This is a genomic window from Luteimonas sp. A534 (assembly GCF_054072805.1).
This window is the reverse complement of the sequence record NZ_JBSVRR010000008.1, coordinates 1-11,760: the sequence shown is the minus strand read 5'-3', so window position 1 is coordinate 11,760 and position 11,760 is coordinate 1. Positions and strand designations below refer to the sequence as shown.

The 11,760-nt window shown below is 71.3% G+C and carries 12 protein-coding genes; 9 read left to right on the top strand and 3 right to left on the bottom strand.

The genetic code is table 11. The annotated features are described in order from the left end of the window. The first annotated feature begins 61 nt into the window (after positions 1–61). The 5 genes from ACW5F0_RS14095 to aqpZ all read left to right on the top strand — a co-directional run bounded on the left by ACW5F0_RS14095 (position 62) and on the right by aqpZ (position 3,942). On the top strand, positions 62–1,087 hold the full coding sequence (locus tag ACW5F0_RS14095) for an aminoglycoside phosphotransferase family protein (protein WP_456999976.1): 1,026 nt from the start codon (positions 62–64) through the stop codon (positions 1,085–1,087). Beyond that, entirely contained in the window at positions 1,084–1,797 is a 714-nt protein-coding gene (gene murU / locus ACW5F0_RS14090; protein WP_456963835.1) for an N-acetylmuramate alpha-1-phosphate uridylyltransferase MurU, read from the top strand. The genes ACW5F0_RS14095 and murU overlap by 4 nt, the downstream gene beginning before the upstream one ends. 27 nt (positions 1,798–1,824) lie before the next feature. After that, positions 1,825–2,559, top strand: coding sequence for an endonuclease V (locus ACW5F0_RS14085; protein WP_456963834.1), 735 nt, complete (start codon positions 1,825–1,827; stop codon positions 2,557–2,559). 106 nt (positions 2,560–2,665) lie between these two features. After that, complete coding sequence (locus ACW5F0_RS14080; RefSeq protein WP_456963833.1) at positions 2,666–3,112, top strand: hypothetical protein; 447 nt, start codon at positions 2,666–2,668, stop codon at positions 3,110–3,112. A gap of 104 nt (positions 3,113–3,216) precedes the next feature. Next, complete coding sequence (gene aqpZ / locus ACW5F0_RS14075; protein ID WP_456963832.1) at positions 3,217–3,942, top strand: aquaporin Z; 726 nt, start codon at positions 3,217–3,219, stop codon at positions 3,940–3,942. 80 nt (positions 3,943–4,022) lie between these two features. Here aqpZ and ACW5F0_RS14070 read toward each other — a convergent pair whose 3' ends face one another. The 3 genes from ACW5F0_RS14070 to ACW5F0_RS14060 form a co-directional block, all read right to left on the bottom strand. Beyond that, on the bottom strand, positions 4,023–4,895 hold the full coding sequence (locus ACW5F0_RS14070) for a pirin family protein (RefSeq protein ID WP_456963831.1): 873 nt from the start codon (positions 4,893–4,895) through the stop codon (positions 4,023–4,025). Between the two features lie 107 nt (positions 4,896–5,002). Beyond that, positions 5,003–7,156: a bifunctional 23S rRNA (guanine(2069)-N(7))-methyltransferase RlmK/23S rRNA (guanine(2445)-N(2))-methyltransferase RlmL gene (gene rlmKL / locus ACW5F0_RS14065; RefSeq protein WP_456963830.1), complete on the bottom strand. Its 2,154-nt coding sequence runs from the start codon at positions 7,154–7,156 to the stop codon at positions 5,003–5,005. After that, complete coding sequence (locus ACW5F0_RS14060) at positions 7,153–7,689, bottom strand: hypothetical protein (protein WP_456963829.1); 537 nt, start codon at positions 7,687–7,689, stop codon at positions 7,153–7,155. Before ACW5F0_RS14060 ends, rlmKL begins: the two co-directional genes overlap by 4 nt. Positions 7,690–7,713: 24 nt before the next feature. Between ACW5F0_RS14060 and ACW5F0_RS14055 the strand changes: the two genes are divergently transcribed. From ACW5F0_RS14055 to ACW5F0_RS14040, 4 genes are all read left to right on the top strand, one after another. Continuing rightward, entirely contained in the window at positions 7,714–8,328 is a 615-nt protein-coding gene (locus ACW5F0_RS14055; protein ID WP_456999975.1) for an N-acetylmuramoyl-L-alanine amidase, read from the top strand. A 25-nt stretch (positions 8,329–8,353) separates the two neighbouring features. Beyond that, positions 8,354–9,259 (top strand): acyl-CoA thioesterase II, encoded by a 906-nt coding sequence (tesB, locus tag ACW5F0_RS14050; protein ID WP_456999974.1) that lies wholly within the window; start codon positions 8,354–8,356, stop codon positions 9,257–9,259. Between the two features lie 3 nt (positions 9,260–9,262). Beyond that, a complete protein-coding gene (locus ACW5F0_RS14045; protein WP_456999973.1) occupies positions 9,263–10,114 on the top strand; it encodes a hypothetical protein in 852 nt (283 codons plus the stop codon). Between the two features lie 100 nt (positions 10,115–10,214). Further along, positions 10,215–11,348: an RNA polymerase sigma factor gene (locus ACW5F0_RS14040; protein ID WP_456963825.1), complete on the top strand. Its 1,134-nt coding sequence runs from the start codon at positions 10,215–10,217 to the stop codon at positions 11,346–11,348. Positions 11,349–11,760 lie beyond the last annotated feature (412 nt).

Genomic DNA, 11,760 nt, shown 5'->3' with positions numbered 1-11,760 from the left:
TCTAAGGACCAGCGCGAAGTTTACCCTGTGCACACCGCCGCCCCGCCGGCCTGGAGACCGCATGACCGCAGCCATCGACGACACCCGCGCGAACGCACGCCTGGACTGGGCGCGCGCGGCCGCCGCAAGCCCTGCCCTCGCGCTGGAGCGGGCTTCGACCGACGCCGGCTTCCGCAGCTACTGGCGCGCCAGCGGCAGCGGCGACGCCAGCCTGATCGTGATGGACTCGCCCCCGGCGCTGGAGGACGTGCGCCCCTGGCTGCGCCTGCATGACGTGCTGGAGCGCGGCGGCGTGCGCGTGCCCCGGGTGCTCGCCCGCGACGTCGAGCGTGGCTTCCTGCTGCTCGAGGACCTGGGCGTCGACACGCTGCTGCACGCCATCGATGCCGGCAATGCCGACGGCTTTTTCGATGCCGCCGTCGACCAGCTGCTGCGCATCCAGGCCATCCCGGCGCCGGACGACCTCCCGCTGTACGACGAAGCCCTGCTCGTGCGCGAGCTGCGCCTGTTCGACGAATGGTTCCTCCGCCGCCACCTCGGCGTCGAACCCGGCTGCGAAGACCTGGAGGCGCTCGACCTCGGCTATCGCATCCTCATCGACAGCGCGCTGGCCCAGCCCCGGGTGCTGGTGCACCGCGACTTCATGCCGCGCAACCTGATGCCGGTGCCGGGCGGGCTCGCCGTGCTCGACTTCCAGGACGCGGTGCTGGGGCCGGTGGCCTATGACGCGGTGAGCCTGTTCAAGGACGCCTTCCTCAGCTGGCCGCCGGCCCGCGTGGACGCCTGGCTGGCGGCATACCATGCCCGCGCACTGGCGGCCGGAGTCCCTGTCCCCGCAGCTCCGGAGCGCTTCCTGCGCGATGCCGCACTGATCGGCGTGCAACGCCACCTCAAGGTGCTCGGCATCTTCGCCCGCCTGCACCACCGCGACGGCAAGCCGAAATACCTCGCCGATGCCCCGCGCTTCCTGGCCTATCTCGACCAGGCGCTGCCGCGGTTTCCGGAACTCGCGCCGCTGGCCGGCGTGCTCGATCGCCACGTGCGTCCGGCGCTGGTGGTGGCGGGCAGCCCAGGCGTCAAACCGTGAAGGCCCTGGTCTTCGCCGCCGGCCTCGGCGAGCGCATGCGCCCGCTGACCGACACCACGCCCAAGCCCCTGCTTGAAGCGGGCGGAAAGCCGCTGATCGCCTGGCACCTGGAGCGGCTCGCCGGCAGCGGCGTGCGCGACGTGGTGGTCAACACCTCGTGGCTGGCGCCGCGCTTTCCAGAACTCCTCGGCGATGGCAGCCGCTGGGGGCTTCGCATCCACTACGCATACGAAGGCGACACGCCGCTGGAAACCGGCGGCGGCATGCTGCACGCGCTTCCACTCCTGGGCGACGGGCCCTTCATCGCGGTCAACGGCGACATCTGGTGCGACTTCGATTTCGCGCGCCTGCCGCGGGAGCCGCGCGGCGACGCGCACCTGGTGCTGGTCGACAACCCCGACCACCATCCCGCCGGCGACTTCGTGCTCGATGCCGATGGCCGCGTCCACGACGGGGATGCAGGCGCGACACGGCTGACCTTCGCGGGCATCGGCGTCTACAGGCCGGCGCTGCTGGACGGGTGGCGCGACGTCGTCGGCGATGCCGCGGGGGCCGACGCGACACCGCCACGTTTCAGGCTGGCCCCACTGCTGCGCGCCGCCATGGTGCGCGGCGCGGCCAGCGGCGAACACCACCGTGGCCGATGGACCGACGTCGGGACGCCGCAGCGGCTGCACGCACTGTCGCACCGCCTCATCGCCGAAAGTTGATGTGCGGGGCGTATCCTCTGCGCCACGATGCCCTCCCCCTCTCCTCTCCACGCCGGCCCGCCCGGCCCCGCGGCCTGCGCCACTCCCGCCGACGACGATGGCCCCCTGGAAGACGCACGCGCGCTCCAGGCCCGCTTGGCCGACCTGCTGGAACTGCGTGACCGTTTCCCCAGGCACCTGGCCACCATCGGTGGATTCAGCGTCGAGTTCAGCGATGGCGGCGCCGTGGCCCACGCCACCGCGGTACTGCTGGACGCCGTGACGCTCGAAGTGCTGGCCAGCGGGAACGCCCGCCTGCCCACCCACGCGTCCAATGCGCAGGAACTGGTCCCGTTCCGCGCCCTGCCGGCGCTGCGCGCGGCCCTGGCGGCGCTGCCGCGGCCGCCCGACCTGGCCTTCGTCGACGGCCACGGCATCGCCCATCCACGCGGTCTCGGTATCGCGGCCCATTTCGGCGTCGCCAGCGGGCTGCCCTGCATCGGCGTCGCACGGGCGATCCTGGCCGGCACCGGTCCCGAGCCGCACCAGACCCGCGGCGCCTACACCGCACTGCGCAACACCGAGCGCCTGCAGGTCGGCTGGCTGCTGCGAAGCCGGCCCGGAGACCCGCCCCTGGTGGTGTCGCCAGGGCATCGCGTGGCCCTGGCATCGAGTGCGGACCTCGTCATGCGTTTCACCCGCGAGCACCGCCTGCCCGAGCCGACGCGGCTCGCGCAGGTGCTGGCGTCACGCCGGAACAGTGCTAATCAGCCCGAAACCTGAGCACGGACCTTGCAAAACGTGACAGCAGTCACGGACCCTGTCGCAACGCACCACTCACGATCGGGCAAGGCGCCTCTTCGTTCCGCGCCTGCTCTGGGGAAAAGACATGAAAGCGATCACCGTGCTGGCCACGGCCATGCTGCTTGCGGCAGGCAGCGTCCACGCCCAGTCGGCAAGCGATTGCCCGACACTTCCTGCCGCCAGCGAGCTGACGTGGGAAAAGCTCGACGGCGCCGGCTACACCTTCTGCAAGGCCATCCGCGACAGCGACGGCCACCAGATGCTGGCGGTGATGATCACCACCGAAACGCCGTTCCGTCCGCGCCGGGGCAACCGCGCCGAGGAAGCACGGATCGACGGGGCCCAGAACTGGTGGTACCGCAGCGAGGTCTCCGGGATGGTCGGAGTCGAAGTGCGCGAGACCCTGGTGGAACTCGATCGCTCGCACGTCGCCCACGTCTCGTTGCGCGGCCGCAGCGAAGAGGAACTGTCGCAGGCGATGTCGCTGGCGGAGTCGCTGCGCTTCGACGACGTCCGGGTTTCGATCCGCTGAGCCCGCGGCGGGCCGCTTAACGCGACGCAAACACATCGCGCCGCGCTCGGCGCTAGCGTTCCTTCCGGGGAGCGGCCAACCGGCCGCCTGAAGGAGGGGACTGTATGACGAAGAAACTCGCGGCCGAGTTCATCGGCACGTTCTGGCTGGTGCTTGGCGGTTGCGGCAGTGCGGTGCTTGCCGCGCATTTCGGTGGCGACGGCAATCCGCTGGGGATTGGATTCCACGGCGTGGCGCTGGCCTTCGGCCTGACCGTGCTGACCGGCGCCTACGCCTTCGGCCACATCTCGGGCGCACACTTCAATCCGGCGGTGAGCGTGGGCCTGTGGGCCGGCGGTCGCTTCCCGGTGTCGGAGCTGGTGCCCTACATCATCGCGCAGGTGGCCGGCGGTGCCTTCGCCGGCTGGATCCTGTACGTCATCGCCAGCGGAAGCGCGGGCTTTTCGATCGATCCGACGGCGGCGGGCGCCTTCGCCACCAACGGCTACGGCGAACTGTCCCCGGGTGGCTATTCGATGACGGCGGCAGCGGTGTGCGAAGTCGTGCTCACGGCGATGTTCGTGATCGTGATCATGGGCGCGACGCATGCCCGCGCGCCGGCGGCGCTGGCACCGGTGGCCATCGGCCTGGCGTTGACCCTGATCCACCTGATCAGCATCCCGGTCACCAACACCTCGGTGAACCCGGCCCGCTCGACGGCGGTAGCGCTGTTCGCAGGCCCGGGCGCGCTCGGGCAGCTGTGGCTGTTCTGGGTGGCGCCGCTGGTCGGCGCGGTGCTCGGCGGCGGCATCTACGGCTGGCTTGGACGGGAGCCCGCGGCGACCAGCTGAGCAACGCAGTCAAGGGCCCGCAAACGCAGGAGGGCGGCGCATCGGCACCGCCCTCCTGCTTCGTGGATGTTCGCAACGCCTCAGAAACGGCCTTCCTGGAAGTCGACGAAGGCCTGCATGATTTCCTGCTTCGTGTTCATCACGAACGGCCCGTGGCGGACGACCGGCTCACGCAGGGGGCGTCCCGCAACAAGCAGCAGGCGTGCGCCGGCCTCGCCGGCTTCCACGCGCAGCAGGTCGCCGCCGCCAAGCAAGCCGAGTTCGTGGCTGGCGAGCTGCCTGGCCTCTTCGCCGGAACCCAGGGTGGCCTCGCCTTCGAACACGTAGGCGAAGGCGTTGTGGCCTTCCGGCAGCCGATGTTCCCAGGCCATGCCGGGCAGCAGCGATACGTCGAGGTACAGCGGCGAGGTGGCGGGCTGGTCGATCGGCCCGCGCACGCGGGTGCCATCGCCCGCGACGACCTCGCCGGCGATCACGCGCACGTCGACGCCATCGGCGGGACGCACCAGCGGGATACGTTCGGGCGCGAACTCCTGGTAGCGCGGCTCGATCATCTTGTCCCTGGCCGGCAGGTTCACCCACAGCTGGAAGCCGCGCATGCGGCCCGCCTCCTGCTCGGGCATCTCCGAGTGCACCAGGCCTCGGCCGGCGGTCATCCACTGCACGCTGCCGGGGACCAGCAGGCCCTCGTTGCCGTGGTTGTCGCGGTGGCGCATGCGGCCGTCGAGCATGTAGGTGACCGTCTCGAAGCCGCGGTGCGGATGGTCGGGGAAGCCGGCGATGTAGTCCTCGGCGCGGTCGGTGCCGAACTCGTCGAGCAGCAGGAAGGGGTCCATGTCGGGCAGGTCGGGACCGCCGATCACGCGCGTGAGCTTCACGCCGGCGCCGTCGGAGGCCGCGCGGCCGCGCACCTTGCGCACAACGCGGGTGGAGTCGAACTGGGCATTGCTCATGGCGGGTTCCTCCAAGGTACTCCCCCATATCATGGTGCCGCCGGGCTCCCACCACAGTCCCCGCGGGCGCAACGCTGCGGTTCCCGTAGCAGCCTGTCCCGCGGCGCCTACCGCTGGCGCAGCCTCCACGCGCGGTGGATCCGCGGATTGCGGGCGAAGTCCGGGGGAATCGTCTCCGCGGTGATGTCCTCGCACTCGGCGAATTCCGCCACTGCCTCGTCGTCCAGCTTGAAGCGGCGGTAGTTGTTGGAGAAATACAGCACGCCGTCCGGCGCCAGCCGCGCCACCGCGGCCCGCAGCAGGCGCACGTGCTGGAGCTGCATGTCGAAGTCGTCGGCGCGCGCGGAGTTGGAGAAGGTCGGCGGATCGCAGAACACCAGGTCGTATTCGTCCCGGTCGGCCTCAAGCCAGGACACGGCATCGGCCTGCACCATGCGATGCGCACTCCCGCCCGGGACACGGCCGTCGACGCGGTTCCCGCGCAGGTTGTCCGCGGCCCACTGCAGGTAGGTGCCCGAAAGATCGACGCTGGTGGTGCTCGCGGCGCCACCGACGGCGGCGTGAACGGTGGCCGCGCCGGTGTAGCAGAACAGGTTCAGGAAGCGCTTGCCGCGTGCCTCGCGCTGGATGCGCGAACGCAGGGGGCGGTGGTCCAGGAACAGACCGGTATCGAGATAGTCGAACAGGTTCACCCGCAGCCGCGCGGCCCCTTCGCGCACGGTGATGAACTCGCCACGGCGCTCCACGGCTGCGCCGTACTTGCTGCCGCCCTTGCCGCGGGCGCGCACCTTGGTCGCCAGGCGCTCGCGCGGTACGCCGAACACTTCGCGCGCGGCGCCGAGCACCTCGCCGAAGCGGCGGCGCACGTCGGCATCGGGGATGTCGGCCGGCGCGGCGTATTCCTGCACATGCAGCCAGGTGGCATCGGGGTCGTCGGCTTCGGTGTAGACGTCGATCGCGACCGCGTACTCGGGCAGGTCGGCGTCGTAGGCGCGGTAGCAGTCCACGCCCTCGCGCGTGCGCCAGGACTTGGATGCGCGCAGGTTCTTGCGCAGGCGGTTGGCGAGCATCTGTGCGCCCGTCGAGAGCGGTCGCGGCCCGGCGTCCTCGCGCAGCGGCGGCTGCACCGGATCGGCCACCAGCAGCGCGCATTCCAGCGCGCCGTTGAACACCTGGTAGACCTTCTGCGCCCGCAGGCCGGTGGCGCGCGCGAGCTCGGGGCTGCCGCACAGCAGGCTGGCCCGCCAGTAGGGCGCGATCCGGCGCAGGGCCTCGCCCAGGCCGCGGTAGAGCTGGGCGTCGGCGGCCAGGCGCGCATCGTAGGGTGGATTGCTGGCCACCAGGCCGCGCAGCTGCGTCATCGGGCGCAGCGCGGCGACTTGGCGCTCCTCGAGCTGCACCAGCTCGCCGAAGCCCGCGGCGGCGGCGTTCGCGCGCACGGCGTCCAGCGCCGCCGGATCGACGTCGCTGCCGAAGAACACCGGCCGCAGTGCGGCGCGGCCCAGGCGTTCGCGTTCCAATGCGTCCTCGCGCAGCGCATCCCACGCGGCGTGGTCGAAGCCGCTCCAGCGCGAAGGGTGCGCGTCGCCATGGCGCAGCAGGCCGGGCGCGACGTCGGCGGCCATGGCCGCGCCTTCCACCAGCAGGGTGCCGCTGCCGCACATGGGATCAAGCAGGGCGCCGCCCTCGGCATGGACCTGCGTCCACTGGCCGCGCATCAACACCGCGGCCGCCAGGGTTTCCTTCAGCGGTGCATCGCCCTGCGAGCGCCGCCAGCCGCGCCGGTGCAGCGCGCCGCCGCCGAGATCGACGGACAGGATGGCGCGGCCCTTGCGTACCACGAGGTTGAGCAGCAGGTCGGGCGATTCGAGGTCGACGTCCGGGCGCTCCCCGGTTTCGGCGCGCAGCTTGTCGACCACGGCGTCCTTCACCCGCTGCGCTGCGTAGCGCGCGTGGGTGATGCCGTCGCCGGACACGCGCGCGTCCACCGCCACGGTGCGCCCGGGCGCGAGATGGGTGGCCCACGGCAGGGCGACGATGTTGCGGTAGAGCGTGTCCTCGTCGTCGCAGTAGAACTCGGCCAGCGGCCACAGCACGCGGCTGGCCAGGCGCGACCACATCACGGCGCGCAGGGCGTCGGCAAGTTCGCCCTCGACGTTGACGCCCGCGACCGTGGCGGTGGCGCGCACGCAACCGAGTGCGGCGAGTTCGTCGGCCAGCAGGTATTCGAGGCCCTTGCCGCAGCTTGCGAAGAATTTCACGACGACAGCGAACCCAGCAGGGCGGCGAACAGCGCCGCGGACGTATCGACGTGGCCGGACAGGCGGTGGTCGTCGTCGACCAGCAGCAGGCGATCGCCGCGCGGGCGGGCCCAGGCGATGACGTCGGCGGCGGGGATCAGTTCGTCGCCCCAGCCATGGATGATCGCGGTCGGGACCGCAGCAGCCTGCAGCGGGTGCTGCGCGACGCGGTTCACCGGCGGCGCCATCAGGAACAGCGCGCGCACCGGCACCTGCAGCGAGACCGCGCCGGAAATCCACGCGCCCAGGCTCGAACCGGCCAGCACCAGCGGACCGTCCGCGGCGCGCGCGGACGCCAGCGCCTGCAGGTGCGCCAGGCGCGCGGCGACATCGCCGTGGCGCCCGGCGTTGCCCATGGCGTCGAAACCGGTGTAGTCGGGGCGTTCGTGGCTCCAGCCCAGGCCTTCGGCGACCTCGGCGAGCGCGGTCACCTTGGTGGCGTCGGGGCCGCTTTCAAAACCGTGGGAGAGGATGCAGTGACCGCGGACGCTCATCGTTTTGCCGATACCGGGGGAACCGTGAATGCTAGCATCGCCGCCGACCCCAGCCCCGGCCGCGACGTGCGCATCGACCCACTGCCCTACGAGCACCTGCTGGCACCGCGGCCGCTGTCGCAGATCGACCTGGTGGTGGTCCACTGCACCGAGTTGCCCGACCTCGGCACCGCGCGCGAGTACGGCGAACGCGTGCTGTATGCGGCCAGCGGCACCGGCAACAGCGGCCACTGGTACATCGATCGCGACGGCGGCGTCGAGCGTTGGGTGGATCCCGCGCGCACCGCGCACCACGTGCGGGGCCACAACGCGCGCTCGGTCGGAATCGAGCTGGTGAACACCGGGCGCTGGCCGCGCTGGCTGGATTCGCGCCACCAGGCGATGGAGGAGCCATACCCCGAGGCACAGGTGGCGGCCCTGATCGGGCTGCTGGAGACGCTTGCCGCGGATTTGCCGGCGCTGCGCTGGATCACCGGCCACGAAGATCTCGATGTCGAACTGGTGGCCGCCAGCGACGACGCCGGCGTCCAGGTCCGCCGCAAGCGCGACCCCGGCCCCCTGTTCCCCTGGCCACGCGTGCTCGCGGCGATGCCCTCCTGGGAACGGCTGCACCCGACGCCGCAGCGGCCGGTGGCGTAACCGCCCCGCCCGTATAATCCGGCGGATGCCCAACAGCACCCCCGCCCCCGTGTCCGAACTCCTGGAGCTGCTCACGCTCGAGCGCCTCGAGGACAACCTCTTCCGCGGCCAGAGCCGCGACATCGGCACCAAGTACGTCTTCGGCGGCCAGGTGCTGGGCCAGGCGCTGTCGGCGGCCCAGGCCACGCTGACGCAGCCGCGCAGCGCGCATTCGCTGCATGCCTATTTCCTGCGCGCTGGCGACATCGAGCACCCGATCGTCTACGACGTCGACCGCACCCGCGATGGCGGCAGCTTCTCCGTGCGCCGGGTGACCGCGATCCAGCACGGCAAGGTGATCTTCTTCTGCGCGGCCTCGTTCCAGGACGCGGAGGGCAGCGCCCAGCACCAGCTGACCATGCCCGAGGTGCCGCAGCCCGAAGACCTCGACCCGGCGCCGGCGATCCCGGACAAGGTGCTCGCTGCGCTGCCGACCAAGATCCAGCGCTGGCTCGACCGCAGCGGGCCGTTCGAATTCCGCCACGTCTACCCGCGCGACGAGCTCAATCCGCCCAAGCGCCCGCCCTACCAGCAGGTCTGGTTCCGGCTGGCCGAGAAAGTGGACGATGCGCCCGAACTGCACCGCGCCCTGCTGGCCTATGCCTCGGACTTCCACCTGCTCGGCACTGCCACGTTCCCGCACGGCATCAGCTACTACCAGCCGAACGTGCAGATGGCGTCGCTCGACCATGCACTCTGGTTCCACCGCCCCTTCCGCGCCGATGACTGGCTGCTGTACTCGATCGACAGCCCCAGCGCGCAGGGTTCGCGCGGCTTGGCGCGGGGCATGATCTACGACCGCAAGGGGCGGCTGGTGGCGAGCACCGCGCAGGAAGGCATGATCCGCGTCGTCGACGAAGGCAGGGACGGACACGTCCCGGCACGGGACTGACGCATGCGCCAGGTGTTTTCCAGCGCCCGCATCGAGAACGTCGAAGCGGTCGCCCGGTTGCTTGAAGAGGCCGGCATCGAGGTCCGGGTCAGCGACGGCCGCTCCTACCGTGGCGCCATCCGCGGCAATTTCAGCTATCGCGAAGGTGCCAGCAGCGGTCCGCGGCCGGCCGTGTGGGTGATCCGTTCCGACCAGCAGCCCGAAGCGCGGCGCATGCTGCGCGAAGCCGGCCTGCTGCAGCAGACCACGCATCGCAACGAGAGCTTCCTTCCGCCGCCGGCCTCGCTGGTCAGCGGTGGTACGCCGCTGGCCGCGCGCGGCGGCGGGCGGTTCCGCTACGGCCTGCTGCTGGGCGTGGCGGTGATGGTGGCGCTGGTGATGATCGCCTACCGCGCCAGTCGCGGCGATGGCGACGGCGATGCCGGCCCCGAGGTGGCGACGGTACCTGCGGCCTCCATGCCCGCACCCGTGGCCGCCCCCGTGCAGGGCCCCGACGCTTCCGGCATGCCCTTGATCACCACCCTGCCCGACGACGCCTTCGTGATCGCCACGCCGCCGGCGCTGGCCGCCACCGTGCTGCGCGCCGAGCTGGATGCCGCCGGCACGCGGCGCGGCTGCCTGGCGATCGACGGCGCCGATCCGGACCCGGCCCTGCTGCGTCAGTTCGCCGCCGAAGGCTTCGATGTCACGGCCGCGTCGGCCTGCAGCGCCGACCGCTTCGCCGTGGCCGTGTCGGACTACACCACCGACGGCAGCGGCAGCGGCACCGTGCAATCGGCGGTCGGCGCCGGCGAGCCGCAGGTGCGGGAGGTCCGCCGCGAAGGCCGCGACTGGCAGCTCCTGGATCCGCGCTGAGGCGCGTTCCGGGCGGCTCCCTCATCCACGGGTCACGTTTCCCGCGCAGCACCGTCCAAGTAGGATTGGCGCTCTCCGGCGCCGCCACGCGAGCCCGCCCATGACCACCTGCGCCATCGACACCCTGATCCACCGGGAGCTCCCCGCCGCGGCCGGCGGCTGCCAGCAGGCCTATACCCGCATCATCGTCGCCAGCCAGAACACGGTGACCGCGGTCGCGCTGGCCATCACCCGCGACCCGACCGCCAGCCAGGACATCGCGCAGGAGGCGTTCCTGTCGGCGTGGCAGAACCTCAAGCGGCTGCAGAACCCGGCCAGCTTCCTGCCCTGGCTGCGCCAGATCACCCGCAACCTCGCCTATGACCACCTGCGCCGGCACCGCCAGCGCACGGTGGACGGCGAAGCCGCCGAAATCGCCATCAACCACGCCGCGGATCCCTCGGCGCTGCCCGAAGAGCAGCTGATCGACGCCGAGCGCGAGCGCATGGCCGCGGAGCTGATTTCCGAACTGCCCGAAGAGAGCCGCGAAGTGCTGCTGCTCTATTACCGGGAAGGCCAGAACTCGCGCCAGGTGGCGGAGCTCCTCGGGCTGTCGGACGCGGCGGTACGCAAGCGCCTGTCGCGCGCCCGCAAAAGCCTGCGCGACGACCTGCTCACGCGCTTCGGCGATTTCGCCCGCGCCACCGCGCCCGGCACGGCGTTCGCGATCGGTGTCACCGCCATGCTCGGGATCAGCCGCCCGGCGGCGGCGGCCGGCTTCGCCAAGGTCGGCGGCAGTGTGCTCGGCGGCGTGCTGGGCAAGGGCGTGCTCGGCACCGCCGGCGCGCTCGGCGGCGGCCTGCTCGCGGGCCTGGTCACCGCCTGGCTGTGCCGCAAGATGCTCACCGCCTACGCCGACGACGAAACCGAGCACGCCGGGATCCTGGCCGTGTACCACACCTATCTGTGGACTTCGCTGGTGGCCCTCGGCCTGACCCTGGGATCGGCCTTCGCATTCGACAGCCTGGTGCCGACCTATGCCCTCGCGCTGGCGGCGATCGCGATCCTCAACTACCAGCTGCTCGGGCCGCTGGCGCGCACCATGCGCCCGCTGCTGCGCCGCGATGCCATTCGCAACCCGGAAGGCGCGCGCTCGCGGCAGCTGCTGTACCGCCTGACCTTCGGTCCCAGCGGGGTCGCGATCAGCAACCTCGCGATCCTCGGCGGACTGGTGCTGCTGTACCTCAAGGGCTGACGCAGCACGCATTCCGAGGCAAAAAATTCATCTCCCAACTCCGGGGCAACGGTTTCCGCAAGGAGTTTCTGCATCTTGGCTATGCCGGCGACGTGGAGGGTCCCGCCGTGGCCGGGAGGCCTTCGCGGCTCATGTCCTCCGGCATCCGCCTGGCGGCGGATGCCTCCTCCTTTACTTCCCCGCGAAGGCCTCCCGGCCACGGCGGGACTCGGCTTCGGCCGCAGATGCGCATGGCCCCGGGCTTCGCTCCTGGGTCACCGCGCACTGCTGCGCACGCGTGCCAAGGCCCTTGAGAGCGAAGTAGAGGAGGAGGCGATGGCCGAAGGCCAGCGCCGGGGGACATGAGCACTCAAGGGCCTTGGCACCCGGCGCCCGAGAGGATCAATGGCGCGCCATTCCCTCAGTTGGGAGA